Origin of the sequence: Teichococcus rhizosphaerae (assembly GCF_002631185.1) — a bacterium.
GTDB classification, from domain to species: domain Bacteria; phylum Pseudomonadota; class Alphaproteobacteria; order Acetobacterales; family Acetobacteraceae; genus Pseudoroseomonas; species Pseudoroseomonas rhizosphaerae.
Genome location: NZ_PDNU01000056.1, coordinates 13,990 through 29,492 on the forward strand (window position 1 = coordinate 13,990; position 15,503 = coordinate 29,492).

The window sequence follows — 15,503 nt, forward strand, 5'->3', positions numbered from 1 at the left end:
CGGCTGCGGCAGCCCAGGAGGGCGTCCCTGGCCTCGCGCCCGCGCGGCGCGCATAAAGGCCCGATGATGCGGTGCCCCGGCTTGCAGGGGGCCCCGGGGAAAGGCTGCCATGCACAACAGTGAAGAGATCTGGCGCAAGGTCGAGAGCAGGCTCCCGCGCTACGCCGCCCTGTCGGACCAGGTCTGGTCCACGCCCGAGCTGAACTATGCCGAGCACCGCTCCGCCGCCGCCCATGCCGAGGCGCTGGCGGAGGAGGGCTTCCGCGTCACGCGCGGCGTGGCCGGCATCCCGACCGCCGTGATGGGCGAGGCGGGCGAGGAAGGCCCGGTCATCGCCATCCTCGGCGAGTATGACGCGCTGCCGGGCCTCAGCCAGGAGGCGGGCGTGGCCGAGCACCGGCCGCTGGAGTCCAATGGCAGCGGCCATGGCTGCGGCCACAACCTGCTCGGCGCCGCCTCGCTGCTGGCCGCCGCCGCGGTGAAGGACTGGCTGGCCGAGCGCGGCATCAAGGGCCGCGTGCGCTATTACGGCTGCCCGGCCGAGGAGGGCGGTTCCGCCAAGGGCTTCATGGTCCGCGACGGCGCCTTCGACGATGTGGACGTCGCCATCTGCTGGCACCCCGCGCCCTTCTCCGGCGTCAACAAGCCGCGCTCGCTGGCCTGCATGGAGGTCGATTTCTCCTTCACCGGCCGTTCCAGCCACGCGGCGGCCGCGCCGCATCTGGGGCGCTCGGCGCTGGATGCCGTCGAGCTGATGAATGTCGGCGTCAACTACATGCGCGAGCACATGCCCTCCCATGCGCGCATCCACTACGCGCTGCAGGATGCCGGCGGCATCGCGCCCAATGTGGTGCAGGGCCGCGCCCGCGTGCGCTACCTCGTCCGCTCGCTGACCATGGCCGAGGTGCTGGCGCTGCTGGAGCGGGTCAGGAAGGTGGCCGAGGGCGCCGCCCTGATGACCGAGACCACCGTCACCCACCGCGTGCTCAGCGCCGATGCCGAGCTGGTGGCCAACCCGCCGCTGGAGCAGGCCATGGAGGACAATTTCCTCCGCCTCGGCCCGCCGGAATTCGACGAGGCGGACAAGGAGTTCGCGCGCGCCATCCAGGCCACACTGACGCCGGACGAGATCGCCGCCGCCTATCGCCGCGCCGGGCTGGACCCCATCCCGGGCGAGGCGCTGGCCGAGCGGCTGGTGCCGCTCTCGGCGCCCGAGCCGGCCGGCATCGGCTCCACCGATGTGGGCACGGTGAGCTGGAAGGTGCCGACGGTGCAGGCGCGCGGCGCCACCTATGCCATCGGCACGCCGGGCCACTCCTGGCAGCTCGTGGCGCAGGGCAAGGCGCCTGCCGCGCACAAGGGGCTGGAGCACGTGGCCAAGGTGATGGCCGGAACCGCGCTGGACGTGCTGGCCAACCCCGCCCTGCTGGCCGCCGCCCGCGCCGACCACGCCGCCCGCACCGCCGGGATGCCGGACGTCTTCCCCATCCCGAAGGACGTCCCGCCGCCGCTCGACATGGCCGCGGGCCACTGAGACGAACCCCAGGACCCGGACACCGGATGATGATTTCCCTCCGCACCGCCACCCTGCTGGCCACTCCCCTGGCCGCCCTCGCCGCCGGCGTGGCGCCGGCGGCGCTCCAGGCGCGGGAGCTGAGCATCGGCCTGGCCGCGCCCGTCACCTCCATCGACCCGCATTTCGCCAATGCGGCGCCGAACTCCTCCTTCGCGCGGCACATCTTCGACCCGCTGGTGGTGCGCGCGCCGGATGGCCGCCCCGTGCCGAACCTGGCGCTGTCCTGGACCGCGCTGGAGGACAACCTCTGGGAGATCAGGCTGCGCCCCGGCGTGAAGTGGCATGACGGGCGCGACTTCACGGCCGACGACGTGGTGTTCACCTTCGGCCGCGCGCCCAACGTGCCCAACAGCCCGGCCAGCTTCGGCGGCAGCCTGCGCACGGTGAAGGCGGTGGAGGCGGTGGACCCGCTGACGCTGCGCATCGCCACCTCCGCGCCCACGCCGAACCTGCCGATCGACCTCGCCGCCATCGCCATCGTCTCCCGCCATGTGGGGGAGGGGGCCAGCACGGCCGACTACAATAGCGGCAAGGCGGCGATCGGCACCGGGCCCTACAGGCTGGTGAGCTACACCTCCGGCTCCGGGATCGAGGTGACCCGCAACGATGGCTGGTGGGGGCCGAGGCAGGAATGGGAGAAGGTCAGCTTCCGCATCATCCCCAATCCGGGCGCGCGCACCGCGGCGCTGCTTTCGGGCGATGTGGAGCTGATCGCCGCGCCCTCCTCCTCCGACCTGCCCCGCCTGCGGCAGGACGGCGCGATCCGCATCTTCGAGCGGCAGGGCTCGCGCGCCCTGTTCCTGTCGCCGGATTTCAGCCGCGCCGGCGAGGTGCCCTTCATCACCGACAATGAGGGCAGGCCGCTGCCGAAGAACCCGCTGCTGGACCTGCGGGTCCGGCAGGCGCTGTCGCACGCCATCAACCGCCAGGGGCTGGCGGAGCGGGTGCAGCAGGGCATGGCCGAGGCCACCGGCCAGTGGATGCCGCCTGGCGCCTTCGGCCACAACCCGGCCGTGCCGGTGCCGGCCTTCGACGTGGCGAAGGCGCGTTCCCTGCTGGCCGAGGCGGGCTATCCGCAGGGCTTCCGCATCACCCTGCACGCCAGCAACGACCGCTACCCGGCCGATGCGCAGACCGCCCAGGCAGTGGCGCAGATGTGGAGCCGCGCCGGCATCGCCACCACGGTGGAGACGCTGCCCTTCGCCACCTACCTGACCCGCATGGCGCGGCAGGAATACGCGATGGTGCAGAATTCCTGGGGCAGCACCACGGGCGAGGCGGGCAGCGTGCTGCTGAACATCGTCCACAGCTACGACCAGCCCCGCCGCCTCGGCGCCAGCAACGACACGCGCTACAGCAACCCGAAGCTGGACGCCCAGATCGAGGAGGCGCTTTCCACCATGGACGCGGCCGAGCGCGAGAAGCGCGTGGCCGCCGCCGTCGCCGCCTCGGTGGAGGATCTCGCGCTGATCCCGATGATCCTGTTCAAGAACGCCTGGGCCGCCCGGCGCCCGCTCGCCTACGAGCCGCGCATGGACGAGCAGACCCTGGCCATGGGCGTCCGGCGCGAGAACTGACGGGCCGGGCGGGGGGTGGAGGAGAAGCCGCTGCCCCCGCCGCCCAGGGCGGCAATGCCTTGGGCCGCCCAGGGCGGCAATGCCTTGGGCCGCCCAGGGCGGCGATGCCGCAGGCCATCCTGGCCGGGCGTGCCTCAGGCGGGAACGGGCACGCGCTGGGCCAGCGGCTCCAGCAGCGTCTCGAGCGCCACCGGGTCCTCCCATTCCAGCCGCACCGTCAGCACGGTGACGCGGCTGCGGAAGGCGGGGGGGATGCGCACATAGTCCTTCTGCGTCGTCACCGGAATGGCGCGCAGCGTCTCGGCCTGCTCCAGCAGGTCGCGCAGGTCGCCCGCGTCGAAGGGGTAGTGGTCGGCGTAGGAGACGCGGCCGGCCAGCACGGCGCCGGCCTCCTGCAGCGAGGCGAAGAACTTGCGCGGGTTGGCGATGCCGCAGAAGGCGAAGACGGGCTGGCCGGTGAGCAGCTCCGCCTCCGGGCCGGGCACCAGCCGGGCGCGCAGCACCGTCATCCCCGGCGGCAGGCGGGACAGGGCGTCCGTCTCGTCCTCGCCGATCAGCACGGCGGCCCGGCAGCGGGCGGCGGCGGCCTCGACCGGCTCGCGCAGCGGCCCGGCGGGGATGATGCGGCCATTGCCGAAGCCGTAATTGCCGTCCACCACCAGCAGCGAGAGGTCCTTGCGCAGGCCGGGGTTCTGCAGCCCGTCATCCATCACGATGGCCTGGGCGCCGGCCTCCACGGCGGCGCGTGCGCCCGCCTCGCGGTCGCCGGACACCCAAGTGGGGCGGGTGGCGGCCAGCAGCAGCGCCTCGTCGCCCACCGCCTGGCTGTCGTGCAGGGCGGGGTCCACCATCAGCGGCCCCTTCACCCGCCCGCCATAGCCGCGCGTCAGGAACACGCCGCCGACGCCACGGTTGGCCAGGCGCTGGCCGAGGTCGAGCGCCACGGTGGTCTTGCCGGCGCCGCCGGCGGTGGCGTTGCCGCAGCAGATGACGGGCACGGGCGCCTGCCAGCCCGGGCGGGCCACGCGGCGCGCGGTGGCGGCCGCGTAGATCGCGGCGATGGGGGACAGCAGCAGGGGCGCGATTCCCCCGCTGCCCCCGCTCCAGAAGCCGGGGGCACGCATTCGGCTCGAACCTGTCCTTCTCCCTAGGCCCGGCGCGCGGCCGGCGCGTGGCCGCCTCCGATGGGCAAGATCTCCAGGATCGCCGCGGCCAGCCTTCCCGGCAGGTGAGATGCGTCGGCGGCGACCATCGCCGCGGCGCGGGTCAGGGCCCGCGCGCGGCCTGGGGTGGATAGCACGTCTGTCACCGCCTCGGCCAGCGTGGTGCCATCGGTCACCCGCAGCGCCCCGCCGGCGGCCTCCAGCGCCGCCGCCAGCGCCTCCACATGCTCGGTGTGGGGGCCGAGCAGGATGGGGCAGCCGAGCCGCGCCGGCTCCAGCGGGTTGTGCCCGCCCTTGGGCACCAGCGAGGCGCCGATGAAGGCCACGCCCGCCAGCCGGAAGAACAGGCCCAGCTCGCCCAGCGTGTCGGCGACATGCACCACGCAGCCGGGGCCGGGCAGCCCGCCTTCCGCGCGGCGGCTGACGGCGTCCTCCCCCACCGTGCCGGCGGCCAGCGCCGCCACCTCGGCGCCGCGCTCGGGGTGGCGGGGGGCGATGATGGCGAGCAGCTCCGGCAGGGCGGCGCGGGCGCCGGCCACGGCCTCCAGCACCTTCTCCTCCTCGCCGGGCTGTGTGCTGGCGGCGAGAAAGACGGGCCGCCCGCCGATCAGCGCGCGCAGGCGGGCCAGCTCCGCTTCGTCGGCCGGCAGCGGCTCGGCGGCGGCCTTGAGGTTGCCCCAGGAGATCACCTCGCCCGCGCCGAGCGCCCGCAGCCGCGCCGCGTCCTCCTCCGTCTGGGTGAAGATCAGGCGGAAGCGGGACAGGATCTCCCGCGCCAGGCCCGGCGCCCAGCGCCACATCCGCGCCGAGCGCGGCGACATGCGGGCATTGACCAGCACCGCCGGGATGCCGCGCCGGGCCAGGGCCGCGGTCATGTTGGGCCACAGCTCGCTCTCGACGAAGACGGCCCCGTCGGGCCGCCAGCCATCGAGGAAGGCGGCCGCCCAGCGCGGCACGTCGAGGGGCACGAAGCGGTGGATGACGCGCTCCGCCATCCCGTCCGGCAGGCGCTGGGTCAGCAGGGTGGCGGCGGTGACGGTGCCGGTGGTGACGAGCAGGCGCAGCGCCGGCCGCCGTTCCAGCAGCGCCGCCATCAGCGGCAGCAGGGACAGCGATTCGCCGACGCTGGCCGCGTGGAGCCAGAGCAGCGGGCCCTCCGGCCGCGCCGCGTCCGCCCCGCGCCGCTCCGCCAGCCGCTCCGGCACCTCCTTGCCGCGCCCGGCGCGCAGCCGCAGCCAGAAGGGCAGCAGCGGCGCGAGGCCGGCGCCCGCCCAGTGGGTGACGGCACCGCCGAGGCTCATGCGGCTAGATCGCCCGGCTCGCGGTGCCGGGGGGCAGGCGGCCGGCGGCCCAGGCATCGGCGGTGTCGCAGGCCGCGCTCAGCGCCGCCTCGATGGCGGGCAGCGCCTCCTGGATGCCGTCGCGCGGCACCGGCACGGGCGCGCCGCAGACCAGCACGGCGCGGCCGAAGGGCAGCGGCAGCATCATCCGGTCCCAGCTCGGCAGCAGCCGGTGGCGGGTGGTGGCGGCGGCGGTGGGCAGCACCGGCACGCCGGCCAGGGCCGCGAGGCTGGCAACACCCTCGGCCGCCTTGCGGCGCGGGCCGCGCGGGCCGTCGGGCGTGATCGCCACCGGGCTGCCCTCGCGCAGCACCTTCAGCAGCGCGCGCATGCCGCTCGCGCCGCCGCGGGAGGTGGAGCCGTGCACCATCACCAGCCGGAAGCGCGACACCACCTCGCCGATGAAGCGGCCGTCGCGGTGCTGGGAGACCAGCACATGCGGCTGCCAGTCCTTCGCCCCCGGAAAGAGGCGGTGCACGGCGGTCCAGAGCATCGGCATCATCGGCAGGCGCTCGTGCCAGAAGCCGATGATGACGGGCTGGCCGCGGCCGGCCAGCGGGGCCACGTGCTCGTGCCCCACCATCGACCACCGGGTGGTGCGATAGCAGAAGGCCAGATAGGCGCTGAGCAGCCGCGCCAGGGCGGTCTGCGTGGCGGGGTGGCGAATCAGCTTGCGAAGCATGGGGTGCGCGGCATGTCGGGAAGCGCCCCTAGCACGGCTGGCGTCGCAGCGGAAATTCCCTGCCGCATGGCGGGTGCGGCACGCCGGGGGGTTCCCCTGCGGCGCCACGCCGCTAGGTTGTGCGCTGATGCCCCGCCCCGCCGAACTGGCGCGCCATGCCGTGCCCTACCTCCTTTGCGCCCTGCTGGCGGCGCTGGGGGGCGGCTTCTTCTTCCTGCTGGGCACGCCGCTGCCCTGGCTGCTGGGGGCGCTGGCCTTCGCCGCCGCCGGGCAGCTCGGCGGGCTGCGGCTGCGGGCTTCCCGCCGGGCGCGCAATGGCGGGCTGCTGGTGGTGGGCTGCGCGCTGGGGCTGTTCTTCACGCCCGAGGCCGCGCGCCACCTGGCCGAGCGCGCCTGGCTTGTGGTGGGCGCCGCGCTGCTGACGCTGGCGGTCGGCGTCGCCCTGTCGCCCCTGCTGGCGCGGCTGGGGCGGATGGACCGCGCCAGCGCCCTGTTCGGCTCCGTCCCCGGCGGCGTGGCCGAGATGAGCGTGCTGGGCGAGGCCTATGGCGCGCGCCCCACCACGGTGGCCATCGTGCAGCTGCTGCGGGTGGTGGGGGTGGTGGTGCTGGTGCCGAGCAGCTTCGCCCTGCTGGGCATCGCCGGGCAGATTCCCTCCGCCGCCGTGGCGCGGCCGCTCTGGCTGCCGGGGCTGCTGCTGCTGCTCGCGCTGGGCGCCACGATGACGGCGCTGCTGATCCGCCTCGGGGTGCGCAACGCATGGCTGCTCGGCGGGCTGTTCGTCAGCCTGGGCCTCACCGCCTCGGGGCAGGCGCTGACCGGCGTGCCGGGCTGGGTCTCGGCCATCGCCCAGCTGGCGATGGGCGCGCAGCTCGGCGTGCAGTTCGAGCGCGCGGCCTTTCTCGGCGGCGGGCGGCTGCTGGCGGCGGCGGTGCTGCACGTGCTGCTGCTGACCGGCCTCTGCGCCCTGCTGGGCTGGCTGCTGGCGGCGGTCTTCGGGCTCGACCTGCCCACCATGGTGCTCGCCACCGCGCCGGGCGGCGTGGCCGAGATGTCCATCACCGCCAAGACGCTGCTGCTCGACGTGCCGGTGGTGGTGGCCTTCCACCTCGTGCGGATCGCGCTGACGGCCGTGCTGGTGCAGCCCTGCAGCGTGGTGCTGCGGCGCTGGGGGCTGCTTTGACGCCCCGCCGGTGAGGCGGGCGGGCAGGGCGATGGAAGCGGGCGGATATCGGCCAGGGTGGCCCCGCCCGGCCGGGCACCGCGCTCAGGGGCGCCAGGCCCGGTGGTAGGGATGGCCCGCGCGGATCGCCTGCGCGCGGTAGAGCTGCTCGGCCAGCATGCCGCGCACCAGGAAGTGCGGCCAGGTCATAGGCCCCAGGGAAAGCCGCTGGTCGGCCCGTGCCTGCACCGCCGGGTCCAGCCCCTCGGCGCCGCCGATCAGGAAGGCGAGCGGCCTGCCGCTGCCTTCCCAGCGTTCCAGGAGGGTGGCGAGGCCCTCGCTGTCCGGCATGTGCCCGCCAAGGTCGAGCGCGACGGCGAGCGCCTGCTCGGGCAGGGCGGCGAGCAGGCCGGCGCCCTCGCGCCGGCGGATCTCGGCCGCCGAGCCGCGCGCCTCGGGGATCTCCCGCACCAGCAGCGGCGGCCGCAGCCGCGCATTGTGCTGGGCGAAGAGATCCGCCTCCGGCCCCGGCTTCAGCCGCCCCACGGCGAGCAGAAGCGGGGCACGTCTCAGCCCTGCCGCTCCCCGTCCATCGCGCCGCCGTCCTCCTCGTCCTCGTCCTCCTCCTCGCCGGAGTCGAGGATGTCGTCATCCCCGAGCGCGCCTTCCTCCAGCCCCTCGTCTTCCGCCTCCTCGGCGTCGTCCTGCATCCACTCCGCCTCGGTGAGCGAGGGGATGGGGGCCTCTTCCGGCTCGGCCCCGGAGGTTCCGTCGGCGGGCGGGCTGTCGGGGCCCCACATCTTCTCCAGCCGGTAGTTGGCGCGCGCCTCCGGCTTGAAGAGATGCACGATCAGGTCCCCCGCATCGAGCAGCACCCAATCGGGCGAGGTTTCGGTGCGGATGCGGCGGATGCCGTGCTCGGCCAGCGCCTTCTCCAGATGCGTGGCCATCGCCTGGATCTGCCGGTCGGCGAGGCCGGTGGCGACCACCATGCGGTCGGCGAAGGCGGCGCGGCTGGCGATGTCGAGCACCACCACGTCCTCCGCCTTGTCGTCCTCCAGGCTCCGCACCACGCTCTGCACGATCAGCTCGATCTGCGGCGGGCTGAGCTTGGCGCGCTTCGGCGGCTTGCGGGTCTTGATGGTGGCCGTGGCAGGCTTGGCCTTGGGCTCGGCCTTCTTCGCGGGCGTCACCGCCTTGGTGGCCGTGCCGCGCGTGGCCTTCGCCGGGGCCGCCTTGGCGGAACCTGCCGCGCTGCGCGGGGCGCTCCGGGCGGTGCTGGCGCGAGGCGCGGTGCCGCTGCGCGGAGCCTTGCCCGCCGCCGTGGCGCGCGTGCCGCTGGCGGCGCGAGGCGGCTTGCCGGCCGCTGCCGTGGCGCGTGGCGCCCTGGAGCTCGTGGGGGTGGCGGCGCGCGCCGGCTTGGCCGTGGCGGAGGCGCGGCTCGTGCCGGTCCGGGGCGTGGCTGCCCTGGCGGCGCTGGCGCGTGGCGCCGAAGCGGCGGCCGCCGTGGCGCGCGCGCCGCCCCTGCTGGCAGCCGCGGCGCGGGTGCCGCTCTTCGCCCCTTCGGCGCGCGGTGCGCGGCTGGCGGCGGCGCCGCGCGGCGCCTTGTCCGCCACGCTCCTGCTGGTGCTGGCGGCCGGCTTGCCCGTTGCGGGCCTGCCCGTCGCGGCCTTGCTGGCGCTGGGCTTGCCAGCGGAGGCCTTGCCAGCGGAAGCCTTGCCGGCGGAAGTCTTCCCGGTGGGGGCCTTGCTGGCGCTCTTGCCGGCGGCACTCCTGGCGGGAGCGCGGCTGCCGGTGCCGGTGCGCGAGGCCGTGCCGGTCTTGCGGCGGGTCTCGTCCGGGCTTTTCGGGGTGCGGGCTATGGCGGCCTCCTGTCGTGCTTTGTCGCGTCTTGTATGGCGTGGCCCCGCCTGGGAGCCAGCGTCTCGATCCGGCGGGCGGTCAATCCGCCCGGCTGATGTCATGGCCGGCGCGGCGGAGGGCCGTCGCGCTGGCGGGGTGCTCGCGGGCCGGAACCAGGCTCCAGCCCGCATGCGCCTCGCGTGGCGCGGCCGCGAGCAGCGCCCCGGCCGGGCGCCTGTGCCGCCGCAGCGTGCTGGCGGCGGCCCCGCGCAGCGCCTTGCGCGTCCATTCCGGGCGCGGCAGCACCGCGATCGGCGTGCGGGCGGCGAGGGCGCGCCAGCGCCGCCAGCGCGGCAACTGCCAGAGGTTGTCGGCGCCGATAATCCAGACGAAGCATGTCCGCGGGAACAACCGTTGCAGCCGGGCCAGGGTTCGCGCGCTGTAGCGCTGGCCGATCGCCGCCTCCAGCCCGGTGGCGATGACCGTGGTGCCGTCCGCGATGGCCCGGGCCGAGGCCAGGCGCCGCGGAAAGGGCGCCATGCCGGCGGCGGGCTTCAGCGGGTTGCCGGGCGAGACCAGCAGCCACACCTGGTCCAGCCGCAGCGCGCGCCGCGCCTGCTCCGCCACGTGCCGGTGCCCGTCATGCGCCGGGTTGAAGCTGCCGCCGAGCAGGCCGATGCGCCGCTGCCGCCGGTCGCCGCGCGGCCCCGGCGCCGCCAGCCCGGCGGGAGGCACGGGGGAGGGGAGGCGGCTCAGGGCCGGGTCTGCCCCGCGCCCAGCACCTGGTAGCGATAGGTGCAGAGCTGCTCCAGCCCCACCGGTCCGCGCGCATGCATCCGGCCCGTGGCGATGCCGATCTCGGCGCCGAAGCCGAACTCGCCCCCGTCGCAGAACTGGGTAGAGGCGTTCCACAGGCCGACGGCGGAAGCCAGGCCGTCGAGGAAAGCCTGTGCGACGGCGGCATCCCCGGTGATGATCGCCTCGGTGTGCTCGCTGCCATGGCGGCGGATATGCGCCAGCGCCTCCTCCACCCCGTCCACCACCGCGATGGAGAGCATGGCGTCCAGCCATTCGGTGGCGAAGTCGTCCTCGGTCGCCGGCGCCAGCTCGGGCAGGATGGCGCGGGCCCGCGCATCGGCGCGGAAGTCGCAGCCCAGCGCACGGAGGTCCTGCACCAGCAGCGGCAGCAGGGCGGGGGCGATGGCCGCGTCGATCAACAGCGTCTCGGTGGCGCCGCAGACACCGGTGCGGCGCATCTTGGCGTTGACCAGCACCGCGCGCGCCATGGCGTGGTCGGCGGCGGCGTGGACATAGGTGTGGTTCAGCCCCTCCGCATGGGCCAGCACGGGCACCCGCGCCTCCTGCATCACCCGCGTCACCAGCCCCTTGCCGCCGCGCGGGATGATCAGGTCGATCAGCCCCGCCGCGCCCAGCATGGCGCCCACGAAGGCGCGGTCCTGGGTGGGGGCCATCTGCACCGCCGCCTCGGGCAGCCCGGCCGCGCGCAGCCCGTCGGCGATGCAGACATGGATGGCGGCGGCCGAGCGCGCGCCTTCGCTCCCCCCCCGCAGCAGCACGGCCGAGCCCGCCTTGAGGCAGAGGCCGGCGGCATCCGCCGTCACGTTCGGGCGGCTCTCATAGATCATGCCGATGACGCCGAGCGGCTGCGCGACGCGACGGATGACGAGGCCGTTGGGCCGCGTCCATTCCGCCAGCACGCGGCCCGCAGGGTCGGGCAGGGCGGCGATCTCCTCCAGCCCCTGCGCCATGGCCTCCACGCGGGCGGCGTTCAGCGTCAGGCGGTCGCGAAAGGCGCCGGACAGGTCAGGGGCGGCGGCGAGGTCGGCGGCGTTGGCGGCCAGGATCTCCTCCCGCCGGGCGCGCAGCGACGCGGCCGCCGCGCCCAGCGCCGCGTCCTTCGACGGTCGGTCCGCCCGCGCCAGCCGCGCGGCGGCCGCGCGGGCCGCCTGGGCCACGGGGAGGATCGGGTTCGTCATGGCGTCCACGGCCGTGTGTCCTTCGGCGTTCGAGAGCCGGTTTCTGCAAGTTTCCCGGGCGCCCGTCCAGCGGGGCGCCGGGGCCCTCAGGAGAGCACCACCAGGTCGTCGCGGTGGATCAGCTCGTCCCGCCCGCGCCAGCCCAGGATGGCCTCGATCTCCTCCGAGCGGCGGCCGGCGATCTGCCGCGCCGCCTCGGCATCATAGGCCGAGAGCCCGCGCGCCAGCTCGAGGCCGGCCTCGTCGCGCACCGAGAGGGGGTCGCCGCGGCCGAACTCGCCCTCCACCCCGCGCACCCCGGCGGGCAGCAGGGAGGAGCCGGCCCGCAGGGCGCGCGCCGCCCCCGCATCCACCCGCAGCACGCCGAGCGGCGCGAGGCTGCCCGCGATCCACTGCTTGCGCGAGGAACGCCCTTCCGGCGTGGGGAGGAACCAGGAGCAGCGCGCCCCTTCCTCCAGCGCCCGCAGCGGGTTGTCCCGCTTGCCGAGCGCGATGGCCATGGCGCAGCCGGCGCCCGTGGCGATGCGCGCCGCGATCAGCTTGGTGCGCATGCCGCCCGAGGAATAGCCCGGCGGCGGCTCGCCCCCCATGGCCATGATCTCGTCCGTCACCCGCTCCACCACGGGCAGGTGGCGGGCGGCGGGGTCGTTGCGCGGGTCGGCGGTGTAGAGGCCGTCGATGTCGGACAGCAGCACCAGCGCGTCGGCATGGATCATCTCGGCCACGCGCGCGGCCAGGCGGTCATTGTCGCCGAAGCGGATCTCGGCGGTGGCCACGGTGTCGTTCTCGTTGATGACGGGGACGCAGCCGAGGTCGAGCAGCGTGCCCAGCGTGGCGCGCGCGTTGAGGTAGCGGCGGCGGTCCTCGCTGTCCTCCAGCGTCAGCAGCAGCTGCGCGGCGTTCAGCCCGTGGCGGGAAAGCGCGGCCTGCCAGGCGCCGGCCAGGCGGATCTGCCCGACCGCGGCGGCGGCCTGCTTCTCCTCCAGCCGCAGCTTGCGGCGGGTGAGGCCGAGCGCCCGGCGCGCCAGCGCGATGGCGCCGGAGGAGACCAGCACCACCTCCACCCCGCGCGCCCGCAGCGCCGCCACATCGGCCGCGACGGAGGCGATCCAGGCCTCGCGCGGGGCCGCCGTCGCCTCGTCCACCACCAGGGCGGAGCCGATCTTGACGACGACGCGGCGGGCGGTGGCGAGGGAGGGCGTCATGCGGGCTGGCTCTCGCGGTGGCGGTGGATGGTGTCGGCCAGCTCGCGCAGGATCTCGGGCACGCCCTCCCGCGTGGCGCCGCTGATCAGCCGCACGGGGCGGCCGGTGGCGCGCTCCAGCGCCTTGACGCGGCTGGCGCGGGCCTGCGGCGTCATGGCGTCCAGCTTGTTCAGCGCGACGATCTCGGGCTTCTCCGACAGGCCGGCGCCATAGCCCTCCAGCTCGGCGCGCAGCGTCTCATAGGCGCGGACGGGGTCAGGCTGGCTGCCGTCGATCAGGTGCAGCAGCACGGCGCAGCGCTCCACATGGCCGAGGAAGCGGGTGCCGAGCCCGGCGCCCTCATGCGCCCCCTCGATCAGCCCGGGGATGTCGGCCAGCACGAATTCCTCGGTGGCGTTCAGCCGCACCACGCCGAGCTGCGGCGTGAGGGTGGTGAAGGGATAGTCCGCGATCTTGGGCCGCGCCGCGCTGGCCACCGAGAGGAAGGTGGACTTGCCGGCATTGGGCAGGCCGATCAGCCCGGCATCGGCGATCAGCTTCAGTCGCAGCCAGAGCCAGCGCTCCTCGCCGGGATAGCCCTTGTCGGCGCGGCGGGGGGCGCGGTTGGTGCTGGTCTTGAAGTGCGCGTTGCCATGGCCGCCATCGCCGCCCACGCAGATGGTGGCGCGCTGCCCGGCGGCGGTGAGGTCGGCCAGCACCGTCTCCTTGTCCTCGGCCAGCACCACGGTGCCCACCGGCACCTTCAGCACCACGTCCTCGGAGCCCGCGCCGGTGCGGTCCGAGCCCGCGCCGTTGCCGCCCTTGCGGGCCTTGAAGTGCTGGGCGTAGCGGTAGTCGATGAGGGTGTTCAGGCCGGGCACGGCCTCGACGATGATGTCGCCGCCCTTGCCGCCATTGCCGCCATCGGGGCCGCCGAACTCGATGTACTTCTCGCGCCGGAAGGCGACGACGCCATCGCCCCCGTCACCGGCCTTCACCCAGATCTTGGCTTCGTCGAGGAATTTCATGGGGAGGTGGTCCGGGGGAGGGGAATGCGGTCTTGCAACGAAAAACGGGGGCCTTGCGGCCCCCGTTCGCGGTCTATTCGGCTCGCGGAGGCGCGCGTGTTACTCGGCGGCCTGCGGCAGCGACTCGACGGAAACGTGGACACGGCCCTCGGCGCGGCGGGTGAACTTCACCTTGCCCTCGACCGCGGCGTGGATCGAGTGGGTGCGGCCGAGCAGCACGTTGTTGCCCGGGACCATCTTCGTGCCGCGCTGGGTGACGATGATGTTGCCGGCCAGCACGTGCTCGCCGCCGAACTTCTTCACGCCAAGCCGCTTGCCAGCGGAGTCGCGCCCGTTGCGGGAGGAGCCGCCGGCCTTTTTGTGCGCCATGGTTGGTGTCTCCTAAAAACTATCTGCTCAGGCCGCGGCGATGCCGGCGATGCGCAGCACGGTCTGGTGCTGGCGGTGGCCGTTCTTGCGGCGGCTGTTCTGCCGGCGGCGCTTCTTGAAGACGATGACCTTGTCGCCGCGCTTGTGCTCCAGCACCGTGGCGGTGACGCTGGCGCCGGCCACGGTGGGCGCGCCAATGGTCAGCCCGGCCTCGCCGGAAACGGCCAGGACGTCCTGGAAGGTGATGGTCTGGCCGGGTTCGGCCTCCAGCTTCTCGACGATCAGCACCGCGTCCGGGGTGACGCGGTACTGCTTGCCGCCGGTGCGGATCACTGCGTAGGTCATGGGGCGCCCTGAAAAAGCTCTGCCGTACTGGCCTGATCTGAAACGATGGTCGGCCGAGAAACGGCCATCGGCGCGACACGAGGCCCCGCCGGGAGGAGGGGCGTATAGCCCCGGGGGGGCGGATGAGTCAACGCGACGGGGCGGATTCGGCGAATTTCCCCCAAGACCGCGTTGCGTCCGGCGCCAAGCCACTCTATACCCCGGCCGCCCAACGACCAGCGGCGCCGCGGAGAGGTGGCAGAGTGGTCGATCGCGTCGGTCTCGAAAACCGAAGTACCTGCAAGGGTACCGTGGGTTCGAATCCCACCCTCTCCGCCATTTTCCACGGGCGTCCCGCTCTCCGATAGACCGACCTCCGCGCTGAGTGGCAGGTTTCCTGGGGTTCTCGGGACTGATCTGTTGACTGGCTCGGCGCTGACCGGGCCAAAAATCACTCTCCGGAGGCCCGTTCTCTCCGGACCTCCTGACTTGGCCGATCTAGTACGCGCAGAAATATCTTGATATTTCAGGATCCTAACGGGCGTGGTGAAGTGCGGAGTTCGGCTTTCGCTCGGGGACGCGAGTGTTCTTGGATGCGAACGCCGCGGGAGCTTCTTGTCGGCGCTCGCCGCAGACGTCGTCCGGCTAGCCTCCGCCAAGGTCGGGATCACGCGAAGCTTGGATCGGGCCGACGGAGAGAGCTTCGGGGTGCCGCGCGGCCTCCTGTCAAGCTCGGCACGGCTGGGGCTCAACCCACTCTTCACAAGTTGTAGGCTAGAGGCACGGCATCTATGCTCGCGGCCTGAGCGCGCGGAGCTTCGCGGCAAGACTTGGCCGGCCAACGGCCCGGGCACCGTCGACGACTGCATCGAGCAGGTTAGTCTTCGACATGAGGTGGTGGACGGCGCTGCCGAGCGACGCTTTCGCGCGGTGTTCGGCGAGCGTTCTTCCGAGATCCTCTTCGTAGTGTTCTCCGTGGACGCGGTCACGACCGATGTAGAAAAGCACCTCCAGGTCGGCCAACTCCTCTACGGTGAGTAGCCGGAGGGCCGTCTCATCGAGCTCGCGCGCCTCTTGGGCGTGTGCATGGAACTTGCTCCAGTCTCGGTCGAAGTAGTCGGTGCCGATGTCATCGGGATCGCGCGCTTGCTCAGGGTGCGCCTGAGCCCAGCGCTCCATGACAGCCACGGTGTTGATTGCCACTGAGATCTGACCCGGTTTGGGGTGAAGTTGCCACTGAGAGTTGACCCATGTGGTCG

Annotated in this window: 15 protein-coding genes and 1 tRNA gene; 4 read left to right on the plus strand and 12 right to left on the minus strand. The window is 73.9% G+C overall.

Going from position 1 to position 15,503, the window contains the following annotated elements:
- The first annotated feature begins 109 nt into the window (after positions 1-109).
- Entirely contained in the window at positions 110-1,534 is a 1,425-nt protein-coding gene (locus tag CR162_RS19550) for a M20 family metallopeptidase (RefSeq protein WP_099097197.1), read from the plus strand.
- A 26-nt stretch (positions 1,535-1,560) separates the two neighbouring features.
- Entirely contained in the window at positions 1,561-3,153 is a 1,593-nt protein-coding gene (locus tag CR162_RS19555) for an ABC transporter substrate-binding protein (RefSeq protein WP_367604161.1), read from the plus strand.
- A 134-nt stretch (positions 3,154-3,287) separates the two neighbouring features.
- On the opposite strand, the gene lpxK is transcribed toward CR162_RS19555, so the two are convergent.
- Genes lpxK through CR162_RS19570 form a run of 3 tightly spaced genes read right to left on the minus strand, consistent with a single transcriptional unit; the run spans position 3,288 to position 6,338 of the window.
- Positions 3,288-4,277, minus strand: coding sequence for a tetraacyldisaccharide 4'-kinase (gene lpxK / locus CR162_RS19560; RefSeq protein WP_099097198.1), 990 nt, complete (start codon positions 4,275-4,277; stop codon positions 3,288-3,290).
- 23 nt (positions 4,278-4,300) lie between these two features.
- Positions 4,301-5,617 carry a 3-deoxy-D-manno-octulosonic acid transferase gene (locus CR162_RS19565; protein ID WP_099097199.1) on the minus strand — a complete coding sequence of 439 codons (1,317 nt, stop codon included), beginning with the start codon at positions 5,615-5,617 and terminating at the stop codon, positions 4,301-4,303.
- 4 nt (positions 5,618-5,621) lie between these two features.
- Positions 5,622-6,338 carry a lysophospholipid acyltransferase family protein gene (locus tag CR162_RS19570; RefSeq protein WP_099097200.1) on the minus strand — a complete coding sequence of 239 codons (717 nt, stop codon included), beginning with the start codon at positions 6,336-6,338 and terminating at the stop codon, positions 5,622-5,624.
- Between the two features lie 127 nt (positions 6,339-6,465).
- Between CR162_RS19570 and CR162_RS19575 the strand changes: the two genes are divergently transcribed.
- Positions 6,466-7,521, plus strand: coding sequence for an AbrB family transcriptional regulator (locus CR162_RS19575; RefSeq protein ID WP_176559942.1), 1,056 nt, complete (start codon positions 6,466-6,468; stop codon positions 7,519-7,521).
- Positions 7,522-7,605: 84 nt separating this feature from the next.
- Here CR162_RS19575 and CR162_RS19580 read toward each other — a convergent pair whose 3' ends face one another.
- The 8 genes from CR162_RS19580 to rplU form a co-directional block, all read right to left on the minus strand.
- Complete coding sequence (locus CR162_RS19580; RefSeq protein ID WP_099097202.1) at positions 7,606-8,055, minus strand: 23S rRNA (pseudouridine(1915)-N(3))-methyltransferase RlmH; 450 nt, start codon at positions 8,053-8,055, stop codon at positions 7,606-7,608.
- Between the two features lie 14 nt (positions 8,056-8,069).
- On the minus strand, positions 8,070-9,116 hold the full coding sequence (rsfS, locus tag CR162_RS23345) for a ribosome silencing factor (protein ID WP_408887464.1): 1,047 nt from the start codon (positions 9,114-9,116) through the stop codon (positions 8,070-8,072).
- A 325-nt stretch (positions 9,117-9,441) separates the two neighbouring features.
- Positions 9,442-10,077, minus strand: a complete 636-nt coding sequence (locus CR162_RS19590; RefSeq protein ID WP_099097203.1) for a nicotinate-nucleotide adenylyltransferase — start codon at positions 10,075-10,077, stop codon at positions 9,442-9,444.
- A gap of 17 nt (positions 10,078-10,094) precedes the next feature.
- Positions 10,095-11,339 (minus strand): glutamate-5-semialdehyde dehydrogenase, encoded by a 1,245-nt coding sequence (locus CR162_RS19595; protein WP_099097211.1) that lies wholly within the window; start codon positions 11,337-11,339, stop codon positions 10,095-10,097.
- An 86-nt stretch (positions 11,340-11,425) separates the two neighbouring features.
- Positions 11,426-12,544 (minus strand): glutamate 5-kinase, encoded by a 1,119-nt coding sequence (gene proB, locus CR162_RS19600; RefSeq protein ID WP_099097204.1) that lies wholly within the window; start codon positions 12,542-12,544, stop codon positions 11,426-11,428.
- Positions 12,541-13,551: a GTPase ObgE gene (gene obgE / locus CR162_RS19605; protein WP_099097205.1), complete on the minus strand. Its 1,011-nt coding sequence runs from the start codon at positions 13,549-13,551 to the stop codon at positions 12,541-12,543. Before obgE ends, proB begins: the two co-directional genes overlap by 4 nt.
- Positions 13,552-13,650: 99 nt before the next feature.
- Positions 13,651-13,920 (minus strand): 50S ribosomal protein L27, encoded by a 270-nt coding sequence (rpmA, locus tag CR162_RS19610; RefSeq protein ID WP_099097206.1) that lies wholly within the window; start codon positions 13,918-13,920, stop codon positions 13,651-13,653.
- Between the two features lie 27 nt (positions 13,921-13,947).
- Entirely contained in the window at positions 13,948-14,265 is a 318-nt protein-coding gene (rplU, locus tag CR162_RS19615; RefSeq protein ID WP_099097207.1) for a 50S ribosomal protein L21, read from the minus strand.
- Positions 14,266-14,493: 228 nt separating this feature from the next.
- On the opposite strand from rplU, the gene CR162_RS19620 reads away from it, so the two are divergent.
- Positions 14,494-14,583, plus strand: a tRNA-Ser gene (locus tag CR162_RS19620).
- 450 nt (positions 14,584-15,033) lie between these two features.
- Here the strand turns inward: CR162_RS19620 and CR162_RS19625 are convergent.
- The coding region (locus CR162_RS19625; protein WP_218014944.1) for a hypothetical protein at positions 15,034-15,503 on the minus strand (470 nt) is incomplete at its 5' end.

Excerpts from the sequence above, each read along its gene's own strand:
- CR162_RS19550 (WP_099097197.1), top strand. The coding sequence starts at position 110 with ATGCACAACAGTGAAGAGATCTGGCGCAAGGTCGAGAGCAGGCTCCCG.
- CR162_RS19555 (WP_367604161.1), top strand. The coding sequence starts at position 1,561 with ATGATGATTTCCCTCCGCACCGCCACCCTGCTGGCCACTCCCCTGGCC.
- lpxK (WP_099097198.1), bottom strand. The coding sequence starts at position 4,277 with ATGCGTGCCCCCGGCTTCTGGAGCGGGGGCAGCGGGGGAATCGCGCCC.
- CR162_RS19565 (WP_099097199.1), bottom strand. The coding sequence starts at position 5,617 with ATGAGCCTCGGCGGTGCCGTCACCCACTGGGCGGGCGCCGGCCTCGCG.
- CR162_RS19570 (WP_099097200.1), bottom strand. The coding sequence starts at position 6,338 with ATGCTTCGCAAGCTGATTCGCCACCCCGCCACGCAGACCGCCCTGGCG.
- CR162_RS19575 (WP_176559942.1), top strand. The coding sequence starts at position 6,466 with ATGCCCCGCCCCGCCGAACTGGCGCGCCATGCCGTGCCCTACCTCCTT.
- CR162_RS19595 (WP_099097211.1), bottom strand. The coding sequence starts at position 11,339 with ATGACGAACCCGATCCTCCCCGTGGCCCAGGCGGCCCGCGCGGCCGCC.
- proB (WP_099097204.1), bottom strand. The coding sequence starts at position 12,544 with ATGACGCCCTCCCTCGCCACCGCCCGCCGCGTCGTCGTCAAGATCGGC.
- obgE (WP_099097205.1), bottom strand. The coding sequence starts at position 13,551 with ATGAAATTCCTCGACGAAGCCAAGATCTGGGTGAAGGCCGGTGACGGG.
- rpmA (WP_099097206.1), bottom strand. The coding sequence starts at position 13,920 with ATGGCGCACAAAAAGGCCGGCGGCTCCTCCCGCAACGGGCGCGACTCC.
- rplU (WP_099097207.1), bottom strand. The coding sequence starts at position 14,265 with ATGACCTACGCAGTGATCCGCACCGGCGGCAAGCAGTACCGCGTCACC.